The organism is Streptomyces sp. NBC_01296 (assembly GCF_035984415.1).
In the GTDB taxonomy this organism is placed as follows: domain Bacteria; phylum Actinomycetota; class Actinomycetes; order Streptomycetales; family Streptomycetaceae; genus Streptomyces.
On record NZ_CP130720.1, the window covers coordinates 4,622,781 to 4,643,925 of the forward strand.

22 protein-coding genes, 2 tRNA genes and 1 pseudogene are annotated in these 21,145 nt (G+C 71.5%); 11 read left to right on the top strand and 14 right to left on the bottom strand.

Features of this window, described 5'->3' with window-relative positions:
• Positions 1–6 precede the first annotated feature (6 nt).
• Positions 7–3,498: a PAS domain-containing protein gene (locus OG299_RS20875; RefSeq protein WP_327362271.1), complete on the bottom strand. Its 3,492-nt coding sequence runs from the start codon at positions 3,496–3,498 to the stop codon at positions 7–9.
• 119 nt (positions 3,499–3,617) lie between these two features.
• A complete protein-coding gene (locus OG299_RS20880; RefSeq protein ID WP_327362272.1) occupies positions 3,618–4,055 on the bottom strand; it encodes an SSI family serine proteinase inhibitor in 438 nt (145 codons plus the stop codon).
• 228 nt (positions 4,056–4,283) lie between these two features.
• Between OG299_RS20880 and OG299_RS20885 the strand changes: the two genes are divergently transcribed.
• Both OG299_RS20885 and OG299_RS20890 read left to right on the top strand, forming a co-directional pair.
• Positions 4,284–4,374, top strand: a tRNA-Ser gene (locus OG299_RS20885).
• A gap of 267 nt (positions 4,375–4,641) precedes the next feature.
• A tRNA-Arg gene (locus tag OG299_RS20890) sits at positions 4,642–4,714 on the top strand.
• A 78-nt stretch (positions 4,715–4,792) separates the two neighbouring features.
• On the opposite strand, the gene OG299_RS20895 is transcribed toward OG299_RS20890, so the two are convergent.
• The 11 genes from OG299_RS20895 to OG299_RS20945 form a co-directional block, all read right to left on the bottom strand.
• Positions 4,793–6,031: a site-specific integrase gene (locus OG299_RS20895; protein WP_327362273.1), complete on the bottom strand. Its 1,239-nt coding sequence runs from the start codon at positions 6,029–6,031 to the stop codon at positions 4,793–4,795.
• Positions 6,019–6,225: an excisionase family DNA-binding protein gene (locus OG299_RS20900; RefSeq protein WP_327362274.1), complete on the bottom strand. Its 207-nt coding sequence runs from the start codon at positions 6,223–6,225 to the stop codon at positions 6,019–6,021. The genes OG299_RS20895 and OG299_RS20900 overlap by 13 nt, the downstream gene beginning before the upstream one ends.
• The gene (gene repSA, locus OG299_RS20905) at positions 6,213–7,625 is read right to left on the bottom strand and encodes a replication initiator protein RepSA (protein WP_327364560.1); all 1,413 of its coding nucleotides are present in this window, start codon (positions 7,623–7,625) and stop codon (positions 6,213–6,215) included. Before repSA ends, OG299_RS20900 begins: the two co-directional genes overlap by 13 nt.
• Before the next feature lie 5 nt (positions 7,626–7,630).
• Positions 7,631–7,816, bottom strand: coding sequence for a hypothetical protein (locus tag OG299_RS20910; RefSeq protein ID WP_442817524.1), 186 nt, complete (start codon positions 7,814–7,816; stop codon positions 7,631–7,633).
• A gap of 89 nt (positions 7,817–7,905) precedes the next feature.
• Entirely contained in the window at positions 7,906–8,451 is a 546-nt protein-coding gene (locus tag OG299_RS20915; RefSeq protein ID WP_327364563.1) for a GGDEF domain-containing protein, read from the bottom strand.
• A 5-nt stretch (positions 8,452–8,456) separates the two neighbouring features.
• Entirely contained in the window at positions 8,457–8,795 is a 339-nt protein-coding gene (locus OG299_RS20920) for a SpdD-like protein (protein ID WP_327132741.1), read from the bottom strand.
• An 11-nt stretch (positions 8,796–8,806) separates the two neighbouring features.
• A complete protein-coding gene (locus OG299_RS20925; RefSeq protein WP_327132740.1) occupies positions 8,807–8,962 on the bottom strand; it encodes a hypothetical protein in 156 nt (51 codons plus the stop codon).
• A 20-nt stretch (positions 8,963–8,982) separates the two neighbouring features.
• The gene (locus OG299_RS20930; RefSeq protein ID WP_327132739.1) at positions 8,983–9,171 is read right to left on the bottom strand and encodes a mobile element transfer protein; all 189 of its coding nucleotides are present in this window, start codon (positions 9,169–9,171) and stop codon (positions 8,983–8,985) included.
• 19 nt (positions 9,172–9,190) lie between these two features.
• Entirely contained in the window at positions 9,191–9,853 is a 663-nt protein-coding gene (locus tag OG299_RS20935; RefSeq protein WP_327362275.1) for a DUF2637 domain-containing protein, read from the bottom strand.
• Positions 9,854–9,879: 26 nt separating this feature from the next.
• On the bottom strand, positions 9,880–11,229 hold the full coding sequence (locus tag OG299_RS20940; RefSeq protein ID WP_327362276.1) for an FtsK/SpoIIIE domain-containing protein: 1,350 nt from the start codon (positions 11,227–11,229) through the stop codon (positions 9,880–9,882).
• Between the two features lie 2 nt (positions 11,230–11,231).
• Entirely contained in the window at positions 11,232–11,564 is a 333-nt protein-coding gene (locus OG299_RS20945; RefSeq protein WP_327132736.1) for an SCO3933 family regulatory protein, read from the bottom strand.
• A 153-nt stretch (positions 11,565–11,717) separates the two neighbouring features.
• Here OG299_RS20945 and OG299_RS20950 point away from each other — a divergent pair, with 153 nt between their 5' ends.
• The 3 genes from OG299_RS20950 (at position 11,718) to OG299_RS20960 (ending at position 15,105) form a co-directional block, all read left to right on the top strand.
• Complete coding sequence (locus OG299_RS20950; RefSeq protein WP_327132735.1) at positions 11,718–12,584, top strand: GntR family transcriptional regulator; 867 nt, start codon at positions 11,718–11,720, stop codon at positions 12,582–12,584.
• Positions 12,571–13,263: an HAD family hydrolase gene (locus OG299_RS20955; protein ID WP_327362278.1), complete on the top strand. Its 693-nt coding sequence runs from the start codon at positions 12,571–12,573 to the stop codon at positions 13,261–13,263. Before OG299_RS20950 ends, OG299_RS20955 begins: the two co-directional genes overlap by 14 nt.
• Before the next feature lie 1,476 nt (positions 13,264–14,739).
• Positions 14,740–15,105, top strand: a complete 366-nt coding sequence (locus OG299_RS20960) for a PH domain-containing protein (RefSeq protein ID WP_266627742.1) — start codon at positions 14,740–14,742, stop codon at positions 15,103–15,105.
• A gap of 10 nt (positions 15,106–15,115) precedes the next feature.
• On the opposite strand, the pseudogene OG299_RS20965 reads toward OG299_RS20960, so the two are convergent.
• Positions 15,116–15,909, bottom strand: a pseudogene (locus OG299_RS20965) (SMP-30/gluconolactonase/LRE family protein).
• A gap of 107 nt (positions 15,910–16,016) precedes the next feature.
• On the opposite strand from OG299_RS20965, the gene OG299_RS20970 reads away from it, so the two are divergent.
• The 6 genes from OG299_RS20970 (at position 16,017) to OG299_RS20995 (ending at position 21,128) form a co-directional block, all read left to right on the top strand.
• Complete coding sequence (locus OG299_RS20970) at positions 16,017–16,451, top strand: Lrp/AsnC family transcriptional regulator (protein WP_266665827.1); 435 nt, start codon at positions 16,017–16,019, stop codon at positions 16,449–16,451.
• Positions 16,448–17,329, top strand: a complete 882-nt coding sequence (locus OG299_RS20975) for a DUF2797 domain-containing protein (RefSeq protein WP_266627745.1) — start codon at positions 16,448–16,450, stop codon at positions 17,327–17,329. The genes OG299_RS20970 and OG299_RS20975 overlap by 4 nt, the downstream gene beginning before the upstream one ends.
• Positions 17,330–17,458: 129 nt before the next feature.
• The gene (locus OG299_RS20980; RefSeq protein ID WP_327362279.1) at positions 17,459–17,797 is read left to right on the top strand and encodes an antibiotic biosynthesis monooxygenase family protein; all 339 of its coding nucleotides are present in this window, start codon (positions 17,459–17,461) and stop codon (positions 17,795–17,797) included.
• A complete protein-coding gene (locus tag OG299_RS20985; protein ID WP_327362281.1) occupies positions 17,781–18,659 on the top strand; it encodes an amidohydrolase family protein in 879 nt (292 codons plus the stop codon). The genes OG299_RS20980 and OG299_RS20985 overlap by 17 nt, the downstream gene beginning before the upstream one ends.
• Positions 18,660–18,738: 79 nt before the next feature.
• Positions 18,739–19,506 carry a response regulator transcription factor gene (locus OG299_RS20990; protein WP_327362282.1) on the top strand — a complete coding sequence of 256 codons (768 nt, stop codon included), beginning with the start codon at positions 18,739–18,741 and terminating at the stop codon, positions 19,504–19,506.
• A 116-nt stretch (positions 19,507–19,622) separates the two neighbouring features.
• Positions 19,623–21,128 carry a sensor histidine kinase gene (locus OG299_RS20995; protein WP_327364564.1) on the top strand — a complete coding sequence of 502 codons (1,506 nt, stop codon included), beginning with the start codon at positions 19,623–19,625 and terminating at the stop codon, positions 21,126–21,128.
• The last annotated feature ends 17 nt before the right edge of the window (positions 21,129–21,145 follow it).

Sequence of the window (21,145 nt, forward strand, 5' to 3'; positions counted from 1 at the left end):
GGATGGCTAGTTCGTGCCGATCTTGGCCAGCAGGTCCACGATGCGGCCCTGGACGTCCGCCGTGGTGGATCGCTCGGCGAGGAAGAGCACGCTCTCCCCGGAGGCCAGGCGCGGCAGTTCGGCCGGCTCGATCCCCGTAGCCGTGTAGACGACCAGCGGCGTCCGGTTGAGCTGCCCGTTGGCACGCAGCCAGTCCACGATCCCGGCCCGCCGGCGCCGGACCTGCATCAGGTCCATGACGACCAGGTTGGGCCGCATCCGCGTCGCCAGCTCCACCGCGTCGGTGTCCGCGCCCGCCCGTGCGACCTGCAGGCCGCGCCGTTCCAGGGCGGCCGTCAGCGCGGTCGCGATCTCGTCGCGCTCCTCGATCAGCAGCACCCGGGAGGGGTGCTGCTCGCTGTCGCGCGGCGCGAGCGCCTTGAGGAGGACGGCCGGGTCGGCCCCGTACGCCGCCTCGCGCGTGGCGTGCCCCAGCCCGGCCGTGACCAGTACGGGCACCTCCGCGGCCACCGCGGCCTGGCGCAGGGACTGCAGGGCGGTCCGGGTGATCGGCCCGGTCAGCGGGTCCACGAACAGCGCGGCGGGGAACGCGGCGATCTGCGCGTCCACCTCCTCGCGGGAGTGCACGATCACCGGGCGGTAGCCGCGGTCGCTGAGCGCCTGCTGGGTCTGCACATCGGGCGCCGGCCACACCAGGAGGCGGCGCGGGTTGTCCAGGGGCTCCGGAGGCAGTTCGTCGTCCACGGGCAGCGGTACGGGCCGGTTGACCACCTCGACGGCGCCGCCGGGCCCGTCCAGCGGCTCGGGGCCCTCGTCGGCGCCCGCCTCGGGGGCTCCTATCGCGAACGCCCGGCCCTGGGGCGCGGGCTCGGCCAGCCGGCGCCTGCGGCCGGAGCCGCTCGTGCCGCCTGCGCCGTTGGTGCTTGCGGAGTCGACCGAGATGCCCTGGCCGAGGGTGCCGAGGGCGCGCACGCTGATCGGCTGTGCGGCCTCCGCCGGGGAGTCCTGAACCTGCCGGGCCCCGGGCACGGCGCCCTGGCCCGCGGCCTCGTCCTCCTCGGGTGCGGTACGGGCCGCCGGAACCGGCCAGGCCGGAGTGGCGGGCAGCGCACGCCGCCGCCCGGTCGGGGTTACGGGTTCCTCCGAAGCCGCGGCAGGGGCCGGCTGCGCGGCGGGGGCCGCGGGCTCGGCACCGGGCGCGCCCAGGACCCGGCGCCCGCGCCGCCCGGCCGGGGCCTCGCCCTCGGCCTCGCCGGGAGCAGGAGCCGGACCGGCCATGGCGGGGGTCTGCGCGGCGGCCGGAGCCGGGGCCGCGCCCTGGGCCGGCGCGGGAGCCGGCGCCGGGGTCGGTCCGGCGGGCAGCGCGAAGCCGCCCTCCGGGGCGATGGGCCGCGCGGGGGCCTGCGGGGCGGCCTGCACCGGTCCGAGCCCCGTCGCGGGCACGGGACCGCCGGGCTGCGGCGCGGCCGCCGGACCCAGCGCCCGCCGGCGCCCGGCGGGATGTTCGCTCACCGGAACCGGCGGCACGGCAGGCACCGGCGGTACGGGCGCCACCGGCGAACCCGAGCCCGGCGCCACCGGCGAGGCCAGGCCCTGCGGTACCGGCGCGCCCGCCGGCACCGGGGGCACACCGGGACCGGGAGACACCTGAGGCACGGGCGGGAGCGCGGGCAGGGCGGTGCCCTGCGGGGGCACGGGCCGGCCGGGGCCGCCCTGAACGCCCTCGCCGCCGGTTCCGGTTCCGCTTCCGTCGCCGTCCCGGCCGCGGCGGCGCCCGGTGCCCAGGCCCGCGGGGTTCACCGGGGACTGCGCGAGCTCGGGGCTCGCGGCGTCGACGGCACCGGCCTCGCCCGCACGCCGCCGCCCGGACGCCAGTGCCAGCGCACTCCCGCCCCCGGCGGCGCCGTTCGCCTTCGCCTCGTCGGCCGCGTCCTCGAGGAACGCGTCCACCCCGCGCCGGGCCCGTCGCCCGGCAGGGCCCTTGCCTGCGGCCTCGGCCGAGGGCTCCTTCGCGGGCTCCGGTTCCGGATCCGGCAGCGTCACCGTGCCGGCCCCCGCACCCAGCGGCAGCTCCAGCACGTACGCACCGCCGGGCGCGCCCGGCACCTCCACCGTCTGCAGCACGCCCCCGTGTGCGGTCACGATGCCCCGCACGATCGGCTCGTGCACCGGGTTCCCGCCTTCGTACGGCCCGCGCACCTCGATCCGTACGACGTCGCCCCGCTGGGCGGCGGCCACCACGATCGTCGAGTCGCTGTACCCGCTGCCCTGGCGGGTCTTGCCGGTGGCGTCGACCCCGGCGACGTCCGCGATCAGGTGCGCGAGGGCGCCGGCGATCCGCTCGGCGTCCACCTCTGCCTCGATGGTCGGGGCGTGCACGGCGAACTGCACGCGGCCCGGGCCGATCAGCTCGACCGCGCCGTCGACGCCGGCCGCGACGACCCCGTCGATCAGGACCTTCTTCTTCTTGAGCTTCTCGGTGCCCGCGTCGAGGCGCTGGAAGCCGAGCACGTTGTCGACGAGCGCGGTCATCCGCGAGTACCCGGCGGCCAGGTGGTGCAGCAGCTGGTTGGCCTCGGGCCACAGCTGTCCCGCGTCGTCGGCGGCCAGCGTGGCCAGCTCGCCGCGCAGCTCCTCCAGCGGCCCGCGCAGGGACTCGCCGAGGACCGCCAGCAGCTGTGCGTGCCGCGCCGCCAGGGCGTCGTAGGGCCGCCGGTCCGTGAACGTCATGACGGCGCCGACGAGCAGCTCCCCGTCCCGTACGGGCGAGGTCGTCAGGTCGACGGAGACCGGCTGCCCGGCCTTGTTCCACAGCACCTGGCCGCGCACCCGGTGCTTGCGGCCGCTGCGCAGGGTGTCGGCGAGCGGGGACTCCTCGAAGGGGAACGGCGAGCCGTCGGCGCGCGAGTGCTGGATCAGCCCGTGCAGCTCGCGGTTGCCGAGGTCGGTGGCGCGGTACCCGAGGATCTGCGCGGCGGCCGGGTTGACGAGGACGACGCGCCCGTCGGTGTCCGTGCCGACGACGCCCTCGGCGGCGGCCCGCAGGATCATCTCGGTCTGCCGCTGCGAGCGGGCCAGCTCGGCCTCGGTGTCCACGGTCTCGGAGAGATCGCGTACGACGAGCATCAGCAGCTCGTCACCCGTGTAGGGCTGCGGCTCGCGGTAGGCGTCGCGGCCGTCGAGGTGGGCTGCGGTGACCTCGACGGGGAACTCGGTGCCGTCGGTACGGCGCGCGACCATCCGCTTGGGCCTGGCCCGGCCGCCCTCGTCCTCGCCGGGCCGGCGCATGGAGCCGGGGATCAGCTTGGAGTCGAACTCGGGGAGCAGGTCCAGCACGCCGCGGCCGACGAGCCCGGTGCCGGGACTCTCCATGACCTCGAGAGCGATCGAATTCGCGTTGACGACCGTGCCGTTGGCGTTGACGAGCAACAGCGCGTCCGGAAGAGCGTCGAGTATTGCTGCGAGGCGAGCAGCGCCTCGGGATGGCCTGCTGCTCACGACGAGCTTCCTCCCTGACCACAACTACCGGCATGTCACGGGAGGAGTCTAAGGGCACGGCTCCGACCTGAGGTGGCGGATGTTCGGCGGATACCGTGCATCCTTCGCATCCTCCCAGGTCAGGAGCGCCCACCCGGAAGCACAGGTTCCAGGTCGTTCCACCGGGTGATCTCGCATCCGTTGGTCCGCCGGAACATGGCGTCCACCTTGTGGCCTTGCCATGTTCCGGTGACGTGCGCGGTGGCCGGACCGCCGTCCTGCATGGTGCAGATCTGCCGCTTGGCCTGAAGCACGAAGGGGTCTTTGCCCTGCTTCGCGAGGTCGTCCAGACGGGCGCAGGCCTGCTCCGCCTCGGGGTGGTTCCCGCCGGATGGGTTGCACTCGAGCAGGTACTCGCCGTCCGCCCGGGGGTTGCCGGTGGCGGATACGGCGATGGTGAGGCGGTCGGGCGTGGCGAGCAGCCGGCCCAGCGGCGCCAGCGGGGGCAGCGGCCCGGCGGCCGTGGCCGCCGTGGCGGCCAGGGCGGAGGTGACGGCGAAGGCGGCGAGACGCAGCATGGGGCACTCCAGGTCGTCCGTACGTCGTACGCCTCACCAACGACGTGCGCCCGCCGACGTTGCGTACGGGCGGTGCCGGGTGGATGCGTGCATGCGTGCGGGCGCCGCGTGCCGGGTGCTTAAGGCTTTGCTCTGGTGGCGGCTGTCCTTGTACCGTGGGAGCGGATTGGTGAGCGGCCCTGTGGCTGTGTCATCATCTGCACGCACCCTCGTACGCGGGGGTGTGCTGGAGGCGTCGCCTAGTCCGGTCTATGGCGCCGCACTGCTAATGCGGTTTGGGTCTTAAAGCCCATCGAGGGTTCAAATCCCTCCGCCTCCGCACCTGCCGAAGCCCCGGTCCTCATGGACCGGGGCTTCGGTGCGTTTCGCATGGGTGCGTCGGGGGGCTTGCGTCGGCGGCTTCCGGCCAGGACCGCCGGCGCACCCAACCTCGCCCCGACCTCCGTGCGAACCCTTCCGGATGATCTCCGTCCGAAGCGTTTTCGCAGGTCAGGGGCGGTTTGGTTAACGGATTTCGCGTCCCGCCGAGGTCCATGTATTGTTGTTCTCGCAAGGCCAACGGGGCGCAAAACCCCGAGAAGCCCAAGCACTCGTAGCTTAACGGATAGAGCATCTGACTACGGATCAGAAGGTTGCAGGTTCGAATCCTGCCGAGTGCACAGCAGGCCAGAGGCCCCGGACGAAATTCCGGGGCCTCTCGCGTTTCCGCCGTACAGCAGCGAAGTACAGCAACCGCCTCAGCCGCTGCCGCCGCCCATCGCCTCGGACAGCTTGCCGATCGCGGCCCTCACCTCCTCCTCGCTCGCCTCGGCGTAGACCTCCATCGTCATGGCGATCTGCGAATGCCGCAGGATCCGCTGGGCCACCTTCGGGTGGACCTTGAGCGCGACCAGGAGCGAACTGCACGTGTGCCGGGTGTTCCGGAGCGGGATCACCCGAAGGCCGGCGCGGCGAGCCCGCAGCGCGAACATCCTCGTCAGGTTCCCCGGCTCGATCGGGGTGCCGTACTTCGTCGTGAAGACAAGATCGTGGCTGTCCTGCCACAGCTCCCCGGCAGCCTTGCGGTCCCCGATCTGCTGCGCCCGCCGCATCCGCAGCGCCCTGAGACAGAGCTCCGGCAGCGGAAGGAAGTCGTCGGAGTCCTCGGTCTTAGTCTCCCGGTGCAGGAGTTGCCGCCCGGCCCGCTGGATCTGGTGGTCGACGTACAGCTCCCCGGCATCGAAGTCGATCGACTTCCAGGTCAGCCCCAGGACCTCCCCGCGCCGCAGTCCGAGGCACAGCACGAGCACCCACGCGGCGAAGAGGTGATCTTCCCTGACCACCCCGTCGGCGAGGAACCGGCCAGCCTCGACCACCGACCACGGCTTGATCCGCTTGCGGCGGGGCTTGGGCACCTTCACGAGCGACGCGACGTTCTTGCCGATCTCCTCCTCGGTCACGGCGTGCGTGAGGGCCGCCCGCAGTGCGTCACGGGACCCCTGGATCACGCGGCGCGAGGGGAACGACTCGCAGCACTCCCCGACAGCACAGCACCGGCGACTGGCGGGAGAGCGCTTGGTGTCCTTCCCTTGGGCGCAGCACTGGCAGACGGCCGCCAGCTTGGTCAGCCACTCGCGGACGTCCCGCACGGTGAGCTTGTCCAGCCGCTTCGTTCCCAGGTGCGGACCGATGTAGAGCCGCACGTACCCCTCGTACGAGACGTAGGAGAGCGGGGCCAGGTTCGGCTTCACGATCGACTCAAGCCAGTACGTGAGGAAGGCCGTGACCGTCCGGTGCCGGGTGGCCACGGGCCCCTTCTTTGCCTCTGCGTGCAGGTTGAGCCACTTCTCGTGGACCTCTTCGCGGGTCTTGCCGTACGAGTACTTCCGGGCGCGCTTCCCGTCCGGCTTCGTCACCCAGACGTAGGCCGCGTAGCCGCCCTTGTACGGGTAGATCGAGCCCTCCCCGTTGCCCCGCTTCCCGCTCATGCCGCCCACCCCTCAGCCCCGGTGGCGATGCGTTCGACGTACTCGTCCACCCAGACCGGGAGGATGCGCCGGTTGCGGCCGACCTTCACGGACCGGATCTCCCCGGTGAGCACGAGCATCTTGGTCTTGGACAGGCCGAAGCCGAGCATCTCGGCAACCTCGGCGGTGGTGTGCCACTTCCGCTGGATGACTACGGCAGCCACGCGGTTTCCCCTTCCCATTCGGACAGTTCGGCCCGCATCTCGCGAGCGTGTTCGCGGTTGTGCTGGAGGTCCCGGCGGATGTTGGCGGCGAGCCAGGATTCGCCGGGGGTGGAGCCGTGGCCGGCGTAGGCCCAGTGGGCGACGACGAGGAGGGTGGCTTCCGGGTGGTCGTCGGGGTCGGGCAGGCCGAGGGATGCGCGTTGCTGGGCGGCGCGGTAGTCGGCGCGGACCTGGCGTAAGGCGCCGAGGGTGGTGGAGTAGCGGCGGGACTTGGTGGAGAAGTGGCCGCGGAAGCCGAGCATGTGGGCCCAGGCCCGCAGGCGCCGGTCAGGGTAGGCGTGGTCGAGGTCCATGCAGGCCTCCATGAGCCGCCGGGCATGGTCCGGCACACCGAGGAGGATCAGCGCTTCCTTGTTGCCCACGGGGTGGTCGACGGTGCCGGTGGTCTCGGCGGCCTTGGTGGCGTACTTGGCGACGTACGAGGCGACCGCCTGTTCCGTCAGGTCTTCCCCGTTGCCGAAGGCACCGATGGGCTGCACGTCGATCTGCTCGCCCCACGTCAGGTCCCAGTCGTGGGCGAAGCCGTGTTCCGGGGTGGCCGGTACGACGACGCGGACGCGGGCGGCGGCGGCGCGGATGGAGTCGGTGAGCAGGTCGAGGGTGGCCCAGGCGGGCGGAGGGCTGTCGGGGCCGTCCGGTCCGTCGAAGCGGATGACCGCGTGGAAGTGGACGGCTCCGCGCTTCTGGTATTCGGCGACCTTGCCGAAGGAGACGCGGGACTGCTCGCGGGCGGCTTTCTGCGTGATCCCGGCGCGGGCGGCGATCTCGCGGCGGAGGTAGATCGTGAAGTAGCGCCACAGCTCGGAGGCGTGGTTGTTCCACAGCACGGCGCCGGCGTAGTCGTACGAGGACGGGTCGAGCGGGGTGCCTAGTTCTTCGGCGTCTTCGGGGTGGCGGATGCCGCAGCGGCAGGGGCGGGTGCCGGGTCGGTTGTGGACGGGGCCGAAGGACGGGGCGGTCAGGGTGGCGAAGACGCGAGGGTGGTCGCGGATCGTCTCGGGGGTGCCCTTGGCGGGGTCTCCGAGGAGTCCGGCGCGGATCAGGTGGTAGGTGTCTCCGGCGTACGTCCAGGCGCAGGCGGGGCAGCGGGAGGCACGGCGGTTGCCGCAGGCGATGCGGAGGACGCCGCCGGGTTCGGCGTCGGTCGTATAGGCGTGGAGGACGGTCCGGGTGGCCGGGTCAAGGAGCTTGGTGCCGCCGGAGAGGCGGATGGGGGCGGCGCATCCTCCGGTGCGGCGGATCTGTTCGTGGAGGCGGTCGAAGCCGGGGGCCCCGGCCACCTTGAGCAGATCGCTCAGGGTGGCCGGGTCAAGGCCCGCCGCAGTAGCGGTGTCGGGCAAGTCGCTCACTTCCCCGTGTGGACGAGAGCGACCGAGACAGTGCGGCCGAGGCCGCGGCAGGTCGGGCAGTTGACGCGGATGGTGGTCCGGGTGCCGTCCGTGGAGCGGGTTCCGGTGGTGATCGTGGCGGTGGCGAAGCCGTCGCAGTCGTGGCAGATGCGCGGCGGGGTCGAGGTGCTCTGGGGCATCATGAGGCTTCCCTTTCGGGTCCGTTGGATCTGGAGGGGTTCAGGCGCCCGGGGCGGCGGAAGTTTGGCGACCGAGGCCGCCCCGGGGCCGCTTAGCGTGTGTGTCGCCTGCCGTGGCCCTTGGCCGCGTACATCGAGGAGTCGGCGGCGGAGAGCGCGTCGGTGAGTGTGGGCACCGGGAGGGCTGCGCGGTGGCAGTGGCCGACTGAGGCGGAGACCGACAGCGTGCAGCGGTTGTGCGTGACGGGGCGGTCCAGTACGGCCTGGAGGGCGCGGAGGCCGGGTGTGCGGTCGGGGTCGGTGACGATGGCGGCGAACTCGTCTCCGCCGAGCCGGGCGGCGATTCCGTTGCCTCCGCACCAGATCGACAGGCGGCGGGCAGTCGCGGTGAGGACCGCGTCTCCGGCGGCGTGGCCGTGGGTGTCGTTGACGGCCTTGAAGTTGTCCAGGTCGACCAGGAGCACGAGGGCCCCGGGGTGCTTGGACATCAGGTGCTCGGCGCGGGTGGTCCATCCGGCGCGGGTGTGCAGGCCGGTCAGGGGGTCTCGGCGGGCGTTGGCCAGGCGGCGCAGGAGGATCCTGCCGTGGAAGGCCCATCCCAGGGCCGGTAAGCCCGCTGCGATGACGTGCGTGTCCATCTCTGTCACCGGCCCTTCTGGAGGTCTTTGACCAGCAGGCGCAGAACCACCGCGATAACGGCCACGGAGACGCCGGTGATGGCGACGGCCAGCAGCATCGAGACGAGGACGGCGCCGACCACGAGGACGACGGCACCACCGCCGGCTGCGAGAGCGATCGCGCTGCCCGGGGTGAGCTGGACCGTGGCGCGGGCCGGGGCGATCGATGCCGCCGTCGATTCGTGGGGCGCGGCCATCGGCGAGGACTCACGGTCGGACCCGACGGCGGACGAAGCCGCGGGCTGTACGAGCGGGGTGGTGATGCCGGTCGGGAGCGGGTTGACCGGGATGCGCGGTCGGAGCATGGCGGTTCTCCCTACTTGGTGATCGGGGCGAGGGCCGGGGCGAGAGAGCTCTGGGCGAGGAGGAAGCCGCCGAGGAGGATCACGGCGACGAGCCACAGCGGCGGGCGGACGAGCTTGTAGCCGAGGACGCCGACGGCGACCAGGGCGAGCCAGAGCGGTACGTCCATGACGCGGGTCTCCTTCACGGTTAGCGCGGGTTGCAGCGGTGGGTCTGGGCAGCGAGCTCGGCGGCGGCTCGACCGCGGTACTCGGCCGAGAAGTCGCAGCCGGGGGCGGTGCACACGGCGGTGTGCAGGGTGCGACCACGGCCATCGCTGAAGCTGCCGACCCTCACGGGGCCGAAGCGGATGACCTTGTAGAAGTGGTTCGGGCGCATAGGTCTGTCCCCTTTCGTGTCAGGCGAGTTGGAGGGCGATCGAGTCAGCCAGAGCGGCGGGAACACCGAGGCGCGTGCGGAGGGTTCCCGCGTCGATCGGGGCGCCGGTCTGTGCATGGTGGGCATCCGCGATCTTTCGCGCATGGTCGAGCAGCGCGGGCGGAACAGGTACGGCGGGTGCCGTGGGTGTGGGCGTGGGCTCCAGTCCGATGTCCTGGGGCGCGGCCGACGGCAGTTCGGGAGCCGGTTCCGGGACGCGTTCCACGGTCAGGTCCGGCGGGGCGGGTTCCTCAGCGGGCTCTGGCTCAGGGCATGGCTCCGGGGACGGGGCGTGGGCGAGGAGGGTTCCGCCGAGGAAGGCGAGGGCGGGCCATCCAGCGACGAGGATGCGCAGCCAGGGCGGGACGTCATGCAGGTCGAGCATCCCGGCGGTGGCGACGTTGGCGCCGAGTGAGGCGATGAGGGCGATGGCGAACCACAGCCATGCGTCGCGGTTGGCCGCATCCGTACGCATCCGGCGCCAGGCGGCGACCAGCAGCAGGTCGACGCTGACCGGGTAAGCCCAGGCCTTCCAGCCGTCCTGTCCGGCTGCGGCAGCGAGATCGTGCAGGTGGGCGAAGGACAGGGCACCGGCGATGACGGCCTGGACGAGCACGGCGTCAGGGCGGAGATTCCGGAACACGAGCCACCTCCTTTCTGGGGAAGTCGCTAGTTCGTGGCCGGAGTCGGCTTCGCCAGCGGGGCGGGCCCGGCAGAACCCCCCGGGACGGAGACCACGGGCCGGTACGGGGCGAGGGCCGGGAGGGCCGGGGTCCGGTGCGCGAACTGGGCGCAGATCGCGGCGGCCTCGTCGGCGCTCATCTCGGGGGTGCGGATGCGGGACCAGCCGCCGGAAGTGTCGCCTGCCACGGCGACGCCGGGACGGTCGGGCGGGATCGCGGTGACGGCCATGACCGCGTCCGGGGCGATGTCGCCCAAGCCCATGTCGGCGGTCTGCTTGTCGTTGACGCGGTGGACGACACGGCCGGTGAGCTGGGCGCGCAGCGTCGTGGCCCCCTTGCCGAGGTCGGATCCGAATCGCTGGCCGCAGATCTCCAGGTAGATGCCGGCCGCGCGGGCCATCTGCCCCAGCCGGATCATCTGCATGACCATCCGGTCCCGGCGTTCCTCGTCCTTCTTGCTGGCCACGAGGAACAGCTCCGCGACCTCGTCCACGAGCACCACGACGGGAACCGGCCGAACCTCCTCGGGCAGGCCCCACAAGTCGGCGGCGCCGTAGTCGCTCAGCAGGTCGAATCGGGTCTCCATCTCGCCCACCAACGCGTCCAGGAGTCCGGACGCCTCCTCAGGCGTAATGGCCAGCGCCGACAGCCGGGGCCCGTAGACCTGCTGCTCGACACCGCGCTTGCAGTCGATCCCGACCAGGGCGACCGGCAGCCGGGCGAGGCCCGCGACCAGGTTGCGCTGGTACATGGACTTGCCCGACTGGTTGGCACCGAGCGTCAGCGCGTGCGGGACCTTCAGGTAATCCCGTACGAACGCGGTGCCGTCCTCCCGCAGCGCGACCGGAACGGTCATCGGGCCGGAGGGCAGCCGACGCGGCATCTTCACCCGCCGCAGTACGTCGTAGCCGGTCATCCGAAGCTCCACGAACCCGGGCTTGGTTGCGACGACGTGGACGGAGTGGACGCCCCAGGCGTGCCGCAGCCGCTCAGAGGCCGCCATCACGTCGGCGGGCTCCAGTCCGGCCGGAAGCCGCAGGGTCACCCGCATGCCGGTCGACGATCCCCGTACTCGGCGGATCTTCGGCGGCACCGGCTGCACGTCACTGCGGCGGGCGATGTTTCGGGCCAGGAACGCCCGCAGGCGGGACGGCTGGACCGTCAGCCCGCACACGTCCATGGTCGAGCGGTACGTCATCGCGAACCGCACCTGGGCCACCGGCAGCCCAACGACGGACCAGTACACGCGCGGCGCACGCACCTGGGCGTATCGCAGACCACCCGCACCGGCGGCCACTGGGAGGCCGACCTCCCATAACGTCGACAGGTCAGTCATGATCAGACCCCGACCGAGGTGAGGGCGACGGCGCGGAACGAGATGCCGTGCCGGGTCTGGCCGTTGAACGTGTTCTCCCAGTCCCGCGCCTTCAGACCGATCACTGAGACCGGCATGCCCGGCATCAGGCCCTCCGGGAGCCCGGTCTCCGGCACGGTCACCTGGTAGAGGTTGCCCTCCCCCTCGTCCGAGATCAGCAGGCCCACCGTGGACAGCGGAGCGTTGGTCTCCCGGTCCATAGCGCGCTCACCGGTCTGCTTGCTCACGAGCTTCGGAGTGGGGGCCGTGGCGACGAATACCACGGCGGTCGACGTGTCCACCTTGAACGACGGCATGGTTTCTCCTTCAGGGATGCCAGCAGAAAGCTAGATGACCAACTTGGCTAGCCCGGTTGGTCACGTCTCGAAGGTAAGAGAGATGGCTAGCCATGTCAACAACATGACTGGCATGGCTGTCCTGCTTGAAGGGTGTCGCCTACCATCGACCCCATGACCTTTGTCCCCGAGCCCCTCGACCCAGACGACGACCGAGCCCCGTACGAGCAGGTGGCGAGCAGCCTCAGCGCGGCCATCCGCACCCGGAAGCTGGGCCCAGGTGAGAAGCTCCCGTCCCACGCAAAGCTGACGGAGTACTACGGGTTCGCTCGGGCGACAATCCAGCGCGCGCTGCGCGACCTCGAAGACGAGGGCCTGGTGGTCTCCCGCAAGGGCAGCGGCGTCTACGTGCGCAACCGGACCGAACGGCCGGCGGGCCTGCGCCCGTACGTCGAGCAGGCCTTCGCCAAGGACCGCGTGACGATCGACTTCGCAGGCTTCTCCAGCGAGACCCTGCACGGGGCGCTTCAGGAGCCGCTCGACAAAATCCGGGTGGGTCGGCTCACGCCGTCGAGCATCACCATGCGGATACTCGTCCCGGACATGTCGGTGCCGCAGGCGGCGCCGGTGCGCAAGGACGACGGCGCGGACGACAAGCGGCTCCGTGACCGCATGCACGACATCATGGTCAGCTACACCCGCAGCATCCGGGACGCCATCGCCGAGCTGGAGCACCTAGGCCTGGTAGCTGAGACGCAGATCAGCGTCCGCGTCCACAGCGGTACGCAGTTCTTCAAGCTCTACGTGATCAACGACGAGGACGCGTTCTTCGGGTACTACCCGATCCGCCCCAACAAGGTCGTCGCCCAGGGCGAGACGATCGAGATCTACGACCTCGTGGGCAAGGACGCCACGCTCTTCCACCACTCGATCAACGACGGCGAGTCGTCCAGCGGAGCGCAGCAGGTCCAGCAGGCCCGCATGTGGTTCGACAGCGTGTGGGAGACCATCGGAAGGGACTTTGACCTTGACGCACGATGACCGTCTCTCGGGAGTCCTCGCGAGCGCGCGCGTGATCTTCTTCGACTTCGACGGGCCTGTCTGCGACGTGTTCGCTGGGCTTCCTGCCCCGGAGGTTGCCAAGCAGCTCACCGCACTGCTCATCGCCCAGGACGAGGGTGCAGGCGCTAAGGCCGCCGAGACCGACGATCCGATCGAGGTCATGCGCATCGCGCACGAGGCCGGTCACGAGATCGGCCGGACGGTGGAACACGCCCTGACCGTGGCCGAGGTTGAAGCAGTGGCGGTGGCCGGCCCGCCGACCCCGGGGGCGGTGGAAGCTCTTCAGGCTGTGCGTGCCTCGGGGCGGGCCGTGGCGGTGGTGAGCAACAACTCCGCGGAATGCGTCCAGCGTTTCCTGGAGGAGCACGGGTTGGGGGAGTACGTCGCGAAGGTCATCGGTCGGCCCTCTGGGCAGCCGCACCTCATGAAGCCGAACCCGTTCCCGCTGATTGGGGCGGCGGAGCAGATGCAGATGGACGTGACGCACTGCGCCCTGATCGGTGACTCGCTCACGGACATCCAGGCCGCTCACGCCGCCGGGTCCATGGTGATCGGCTACGTCAACAAGCCCCACAAAGCGGAACTGTTCGCCGACGCCGGAGCCGATGCCGTAACGGACGACATGCAGGCCATCGCCGACGCACTCACCACGGTGTAGCCGAGGATCAGCGGGGGACCTGTTACAGGTTTCTCTACCTCATCAAGCACCCGGCTGCGCTCCGCTCCGCCGGGCGGGCTTCCCGGCTCCGCTCCGCGCGACGCTCCTGCCTTCGGCCCGCTCCGCGCGCGCTGCGCCGACGCCCGCCCCTGTAGGCGGGTAGGCCCAAGGGCATGAGTCGAGCCCCGACCGGTCATCGATTCCATCCCTCACCGACATGCCTCCGGCGGGGACGCAACAAGCACCGGGATGGCGGGGGCGCCGTACGCGGGTGCCGGCCCGTGGAGGGTTGCGGCGGGGAACTCCCATCCCGTCCGCCATCGGCCCAGGACAAGCCGAGCAGACACGGCACCGGGCGTCCAGGTCGTTCGTCCAGTTGGGCGCTCCACCTGGACGCCCGGCACCGCGCCCGCTCAACGTGTCATGGGCCGACGGCAGACGGGATGGGAGTTGGGGTGAGTGGTGGCTGAGCGGCGACGCAAGTGGGCAGAGTACGGCAGCAATAGCCCGTGATATAGGTCACAGGCGGCCTCGCTCTTGGCGTGCGCGATCGCCACCCCCGGGGTTGGTTTTCAATATGGGAAACCCTTGCTGTTGCGTATCCGCGTTTCGGTATGTACGGCCTGATCTGCTCAAGCACGCGCTTGAACTTGGCTGTACGTACAGCGATGTTGGATTTGCTAGACGATTGCACATGTTGGAACGCAAGTGAGAGCAAATTTGGGGGCGGTATGGCCGTGTGACGAGTGCTGGAGTTCGCGGCATCATCGGCAAAAAGGAAACCCGCCCTGTCGCACAGGCTTCCCGGCGAGGCGACAAGGCGGGTTACGAACCCTTGGAGGCTCAGTAGTGAGTGTGACTCTTGCCCAGTGGGGGCTGTCAAACCCTCTCGCGAAGCTTTGGGTAATCACGGTGATCGTTGTACTCATCATCGGGGTGAGGCCGTTCGCCGAGGTAGCGGGCGCCTTGGCCGACGCCGCAGCGGTCGTTGGGCTGTTGGCAGGGATCGGAGCTGTGGTAGCCCATCCCGGCGAGGGGATCGGCGGTAGGCCATTGCCCAAGATCCGGTAGTGCCGTCCCGTCCGTCTATCGCCGTGCTAGCTGTCGTACAGCCGCCAAGTACCGCAACCCCAGCAACCGCCCGCATCCGGTAGCGCCTTTCCAGGGCTTGGTAGCGGCCGGAATGACCGCCGCTGACCGATCTCGCTAGAGCTACGGATCAGAAGGTTGCAGGTTCGAATCCTGCCGAGTGCACAGCCGAAGAGGCCCCCCGGTTCACCGGGGGGCCTCTTGCGTTGCCCAGGGTCCGTCGGCGGTGCCCGGGTCCGGTGTGGGGGGTCCTCCTTGGTGGGGAGGGGGACCCGGGGGTTCTCCGGGTCGGAGATCGGTCCCGTGGGGGACGACCGGCGGGCGGGGCCTGGATACGGTCCTCGGAGAGGGTTCGGAAGGGTCCGGAACCGGAAGAGGGGGACTCCCATGGGGCTGTTCGGGAACGCGCACACGGTCGATCCGACGTCGGCGCAGCGGGACTACGCGCGGCTGCTCGGGCAGGGGGAGCAGGTGCACGCCGCGTTCCTGTTGATCCGGGACACGATCCTGTTCACCGACCGGCGGCTCGTGCTCGTCGACAAGCAGGGGCTCACCGGAAAGAAGGTGGAGTACCACTCCATCCCCTATCGGAGCATCACGCACTTCTCCGTGGAGACCGCCGGCCACTTCGACCTCGACGCCGAGCTCAAGATCTGGCTCTCCGGCAGCGCGGCGCCGATCGAGAAGACGTTCACCAAGGGTGTGGACATCTACGAGGTGCAGGCGATCCTGACGCAGTTCGTCGCCCGGTAGCCCGGCCGGGCTACCAGAGGACGCGGGGGAGGCCCGTCACCGAGAGGACCAGGGAGTAGAGCGACGTGGTGGCGGTGATGAAGAGGCGGTTGTTCTTCGGGCCGCCGAAGGCGATGTCCGAGACCGGCACTCGGCGAGGACACGGTCGTCCGTCAGCGTGCCGTCCGCGCCGACCTTGCACGCGCGGATGTGGCCCGCCCGGGTGTCCGCCGCGTACAGGTCGCTCTCGTCGGGTGAGAAGACCAGGCCGTTCGGGCCGAGGAACCCGTCCGCGGCGAGGCGCACCTCGCCCGTCGCCGGGTCGGCGCGGTAGAGGTTGCACGCGCCAATCTCGGCCGGTGCGCGGCGGCCTTCGTAGTCGCTGGTGATGCCGAAGTCCGGGTCGGAGAACCAGATCGAGCCGTCCGAGTGCACCACGGCGTCGTTCGGGCTGTTGAGCCGCTTGCCGTCGTAGCGGTCGGCGATGACCGTGAGGGTGCCGTCCGGTTCGGTGCGGGTGACGCGCCGGTTGCCCTGCTCGCAGGTGATCAGGCGGCCTTCGCGGTCCAGGGTGTTGCCGTCCGGGTGGCCGGGAGGGGAGCGGAAGACGGAGACCGCGCCGGTCGCCTCGTCCCAGCGCGGCATCCGGTCGTTGGGGATGTCGCTCCACACGAGCCGGCGCCAGGCCGGCAGGTACAGCGGGCCCTCCGCCCAGCGGCAGTCGTCGTAGAGCCGTTCGAGCCGCGAGTCGCCGTTGGCACAGCGGCCGGTGCGGAATCGTTCGTCCAGGATCTCGTACAGATCGAGGTCGGCAATGGATGGCATTCTTCCCTCAGGCGGGTTTGCCGCCGAATTTGGTTCGGCCTCGTATGGGGATTGCAGGATCCTGTACCGTCGGCGCAAGGGATTCCAGGGGATGGGAGGAAGATCGCGTGGACGACATCGACCGGGCGCTCGTCCTGCGCTTGCAGCAGGACGCGGGCCAGTCGTACGCCGCCCTCGGCGCCGCCGTCGGGCTCTCGGCCGGGGCCACCCACGAGCGCGTGCGCAAGCTGCGCGAGCGCGGGGTCATCCGGCGCACGACGGTCGAGGTGGACCCCGCGGCCGTCGGGAGCGGGGTGCTCGCCTACGTGATGGTCGACTCCAACGCCTGGATGGGGGACTCGAAGGCCGCCTTCGAGGCGATCGCCGAGATCCAGGAGGCGCACATCATCGCGGGGAGCGCCTCGGTCCTGGTGAAGGTGCGCACGGCCACGACCGAGCAGCTGCAGGACGTCCTGCGCCGCCTCTACGCCATCGACGGCGTCAGCGGTACGCACGCCACCGTCGTGCTCGAGACCTTCTTCGAGCGGCCCCTCCCGCTGTGACCTGGCGGTGCACCGGCATCCGGTGGAACGACGGCCGCCCCGCCATCGGGTGGAGCGCCGAGGGACGCGGCGAGCGCAGCAGCCTGCTCGCCTACGGGCAGCGCCTGGCCTTCGCGGCCCACGGGGAACGGCACTGCCTCGGCGTACGGCGGGCCGGGAAGCGGACCCCGTGTCCCACGGCCGCCACGGTGCCCGACCGGGCCGGGAACGCCCAGTGTCCCGAATGCGCCCGCCTGGACCGGTCGTTCTCGGTGGCCGCCGACACCAACGCCGCCGATCCGCGCACCTATCGCGTCTACCTGGCCTGGTTCGGGCCCGGCCTGGTCAAGGTCGGCATCACCGCCGAGGAGCGCGGCCCGGCCCGGCTGCTGGAGCAGGGGGCGGTGACCTGGACCTGGCTGGGCCGGGGCCCGCTGATGGCCACCCGCCGCACCGAAGAGCTGCTGCGGGCCGCTCTCGGGGTGCCGGACCGGATCGCGTATGCCCGCAAGCGCGCTGTACGGGGCACCCTGCCGGCGGCGGCCGACCGGGCCCGGGAGGTCGCCGAGCTGCACGCCCGCGCCGCGGCCCTGCCCGGCTGGCCGGAGTCGCTCGAGCGGCTGCCGTGCGAAACCGTCGACCACTCCGGGCCGTTCGGGCTGGACGGGCTGCCCGCCCCCGCACGGGTCCTCACCGGGATGGTCCCCGGCGGGGCCGTCGTGGGCCGGCTCGTCGGCGCGGCCGGTCCCGATCTGCACCTCGCGGACGGACTCGTGGTGGACACCCGGCTGCTCGCCGGCTGGGAGCTCGTCGCCCCGGCCGAAGGCGCCGCGACTGCGGCGCCGGTCGCCGAGCTGGCGCCGCCCGCCACCCCCGGTGAGCAGGACGGGCTGTTCTGACCCGCGGGCCCGTCCCGGGCACCGTGCCGGTGTGCGGTGTGGCCTCCAAGGTCAAAACTTGGATCCCTTTGGGCTGCCGGGCCCCTTTCCGGTGGACATGCCAGGGGGCCGCCGCAGAGGGTGGTGGGCATGAGCATCCAGCCCGTACCCGCCTTCGAACCGCCGTACGTGATGGCGGTCTTCAGCAATATCCGCACCCCGGACGAGACCGGCTACCCGGAGACCAACCGGCGGATGAACGAGATCGTGGCCGCGAATCCGGGCTTCCTCGGCTACGAGTCCGCCCGCACCCCCGGCGGCCTCGGCATCACCGTCGCCTACTTCCGAGACCACGAGTCCCTCGCCGAGTGGCGGCAGGACCTGGAGCACCAGGCGGCCATGAAGAAGGGCCGTGCCGACTGGTACGAGAGCTACACCCTGCACGTCGCGACCGTCGAGCGGAGCCACGGCTTTGCCCGCAACGGCTGACGCGGTCCGGGCCTTCCGGGAGCGGCTCGGACTGCCCGGACTGGTCGACGTCCACACGCACTTCATGCCCGAGCGGGTCCTGGACAAGGTATGGGACTACTTCGACGCGGTCGGACCGCTGACCGGCGTCGCATGGCCCATCACCTACCGGCACGAGGAGGAGCAGCGGGTCGCGCTGCTGCGGGAGTTCGGGGTCCGGGCGTTCACGTCCATGCTCTACCCGCACAAGCCGGAGATGGCCGCATGGCTCAACTCCTGGTCCGCGGACTTCGCCGCCCGGACCGCCGACTGCCTGCACACCGCGACCTTCTTCCCGGAGGAGGGGGCCGAGGCGTACGTTCGGCAGGCCGTCGAAGCCGGAGCCCGCGTCTTCAAGGCGCACCTCCAGGTCGGCGGGTACGACCCGAACGACGACCGGCTCGACCCGGTCTGGGGGCTGCTCGCCGAGGCGGAGGTCCCGACCGTGATCCACTGCGGGTCGGGGCCCGTCCCGGCCAAGTACACCGGACCCGAGCCGATCGCCCGGCTGCTGGCCCGGCACCCCCGGCTGCCGCTGATCATCGCGCACATGGGCATGCCCGAGTACGCCGACTTCCTGGACCTCGCCGACCGGTACGCCGCGGTGCGCCTGGACACCACCATGGCCTTCACCGACTTCTCCGAGCGGTTGCACGGGTTCCCGCAGGGAGAGCTCGGGCGGCTCGCGGACCTCGGCGACCGGATCCTGCTCGGCACCGACTTCCCGAACATCCCCTACCCGTACGAGCACCAGCTCGAGGCCCTGGAACGGCTCGGCCTCGGCGACGACTGGCTGCGCGCGGTCTGCCACGACAACGGCGCCCGGCTGTTCCGCCTGGTCTGAGCGGCCCGCCCGAGGGTTTCTCAGGTAATTCACAGGTAGGGACAAGAACGCTCTCAGAGGCCACGGTCAGCGTGGTCGCATGACTGCGACGACCACCTCCCACGCGTCCACGTCCACCAGCAACCCCACGGCCCTCGTCCGGCCCGACGGCGGCCCCTGCCGGGTGCTCGTCGTCGACGACGAGGCCTCGCTCTCCGAGCTGCTCTCCATGGCCCTGCGCTACGAGGGCTGCGAGGTCCGCAGTGCGGGTGACGGGGCCGGCGCGGTGCGGGCCGCGCGGGAGTTCCGGCCGGACGTCGTCGTCCTCGACATCATGCTGCCCGACATGGACGGACTCGCCGTCCTCGGCCGGCTGCGCCGGGAGATCCCACAGCTTCCGGTGCTGTTCCTGACCGCCAAGGACTCCGTCGAGGACCGCATCGCGGGCCTGACGGCGGGCGGCGACGACTACGTCACCAAGCCGTTCAGCCTGGAGGAGGTCGTGGCCCGGCTCCGCGGACTGGTCCGCCGCTCGGGCGCGGCGCAGGCCGCACGCGGGGGCTCCGTCCTGGCCGTCGGCGATCTGCAGCTCGACGAGGACAGCCACGAGGTGTCCCGCGCCGGCCGGGAGATCCACCTGACCGCCACCGAGTTCGAGCTGCTGCGCTACCTGATGCGCAACCCCCGGCGGGTGCTGAGCAAGGCGCAGATCCTGGACCGCGTGTGGTCGTACGACTTCGGCGGCCAGGCCAACGTGGTCGAGCTGTACATCTCCTACCTGCGCCGCAAGCTCGAGAGCGGCCCGGGCTACCCGCCGATGATCCACACCCGGCGCGGCGCCGGCTACCTGATCAAGCCGGCGGAGTAGTGGCACTCCGCCTGCCGCGGCCCTCTCGCGCCCACAGCTCCCGGCCCGCCCGCCCCCACGCCGTCCGCCGGTCCGGGCGCAGGCGGCTCTGGTTCCGCCCGGTCCGCGCCTGGTCCCTGCGGGCCCGGCTCGTCGTTTCGGCGGTGGCGCTGATCGCCGTGGTGGGCGCGGCCATCGGGACCGTCACCACCCTCGCGCTGCGTTCGTACCTGGTCGACAAGCTCGACGACCAGCTGAGGGTCTCCGTCGAGATGGGCACCCGGAAGCCCCTAGGGGAGAAGGCGCTCCGGGACAAGGACGACAAGTTCGTCCTGGCGCCCGGATCCCCGCTGGGGGCCGCCGGGATCCGCCTCCTCGCCGACGGCACGGTCGCCAGTACGGCCCGCAGCGCCGCCGTCGGCGGACCCGGGTACGACCACATCCAGCGCCTGACGGCCGCCCAGACCGAGGCCCTGGCCCGGGCCGCCCGCAGGGCCGCCGAACAGCGCCGGCCGGACCCCACGAACCTGGACCTGCCGGACCTCGGTGCGTACCGGGTGCTCACCGCGCCCGACGGGAGCCTGGTCCTCGGCTTCCCGCTCGCCGAGGTCGACTCCACCGTCAGCACGCTCATCGCCGTGGAAGTCTTCGTCACCCTGGCCGGGCTGATCGCGGCCTCCCTCGCCGGGCAGGCCCTGGTCGGGGTCGCCCTGCGCCCGCTGCGCCGGGTGGCCGCCACCGCGACCCGGGTCTCCGAACTGCCCCTGCACAGTGGCGAACCCGCCCTCCACGAGCGGGTCCCGGACGCCGAGGCCGATCCCCGTACCGAGGTGGGCCAGGTCGGCGCCGCCCTCAACCGGATGCTGGGGCACGTCTCCTCCGCGCTCACGGCCCGCCAGCAGAGCGAGACCCGGGTCCGGCAGTTCGTCGCGGACGCCAGCCACGAACTGCGGACGCCGCTGGCCTCCATCCGCGGGTACGCCGAACTCACCCGCCGGGGACGGGAAGAACCCGGTCCCGACACCCGGCACGCCCTGGGCCGCATCGAATCCGAGGCGACCCGGATGACCGGCCTCGTCGAGGACCTGCTGCTCCTCGCCCGGCTCGACGCCGGGCGCCCGCTCTCCTCGGCCGACACCGACCTCGCCCCGCTCGTCGTCGACGCCGTCAGCGACGCCCGGGCCGCCGGACCCGAGCACCACTGGCGCCTCGAGCTCCCCGACGAGCCCGCGCCGATCCTCGCCGACCCGGCCCGGATCCAGCAGGTCCTGGTCAACCTGCTCGCCAACGCCCGGACGCACACCCCGCCCGGCACCACCGTCACCGCCCATGTTTCACGTGAAACATCCGCCGTCCGGCTGCGGATCGAGGACAACGGGCCCGGCATCCCGCCCGCCCTGCTCCCCCACGTCTTCGAACGGTTCGCCCGCGGCGACGCCTCGCGCTCCCGGGCCGCGGGCTCCACCGGCCTCGGGCTCGCCATCGTCCAGGCCGTCGTGGCGGCCCACGGCGGGCAGGTCGACGTACGGAGCGAGCCGGGGCGCACCCGCTTCGAGGTCCTGCTCCCCCTCGCCGCGGACCAGCCGACGAGGCACACGAAGACGGACTCACAGACGGAGCACAGGCTCACCACACAGCGGTGACAGCCCGCCCGGAGAGG

Bases quoted from the DNA above. Each gene is read 5' to 3' on its own strand.
- OG299_RS20880 (WP_327362272.1), bottom strand. From the start codon at position 4,055: ATGCTGCGTCTCGCCGCCTTCGCCGTCACCTCCGCCCTGGCCGCCACG.
- OG299_RS20910 (WP_442817524.1), bottom strand. From the start codon at position 7,816: ATGATGCCCCAGAGCACCTCGACCCCGCCGCGCATCTGCCACGACTGC.
- OG299_RS20915 (WP_327364563.1), bottom strand. From the start codon at position 8,451: ATGGACACGCACGTCATCGCAGCGGGCTTACCGGCCCTGGGATGGGCC.
- OG299_RS20920 (WP_327132741.1), bottom strand. From the start codon at position 8,795: ATGCTCCGACCGCGCATCCCGGTCAACCCGCTCCCGACCGGCATCACC.
- OG299_RS20925 (WP_327132740.1), bottom strand. From the start codon at position 8,962: ATGGACGTACCGCTCTGGCTCGCCCTGGTCGCCGTCGGCGTCCTCGGC.
- OG299_RS20930 (WP_327132739.1), bottom strand. From the start codon at position 9,171: ATGCGCCCGAACCACTTCTACAAGGTCATCCGCTTCGGCCCCGTGAGG.
- OG299_RS20940 (WP_327362276.1), bottom strand. From the start codon at position 11,229: ATGACTGACCTGTCGACGTTATGGGAGGTCGGCCTCCCAGTGGCCGCC.
- OG299_RS20945 (WP_327132736.1), bottom strand. From the start codon at position 11,564: ATGCCGTCGTTCAAGGTGGACACGTCGACCGCCGTGGTATTCGTCGCC.
- OG299_RS20950 (WP_327132735.1), top strand. From the start codon at position 11,718: ATGACCTTTGTCCCCGAGCCCCTCGACCCAGACGACGACCGAGCCCCG.
- OG299_RS20960 (WP_266627742.1), top strand. From the start codon at position 14,740: ATGGGGCTGTTCGGGAACGCGCACACGGTCGATCCGACGTCGGCGCAG.
- OG299_RS20980 (WP_327362279.1), top strand. From the start codon at position 17,459: ATGAGCATCCAGCCCGTACCCGCCTTCGAACCGCCGTACGTGATGGCG.
- OG299_RS20990 (WP_327362282.1), top strand. From the start codon at position 18,739: ATGACTGCGACGACCACCTCCCACGCGTCCACGTCCACCAGCAACCCC.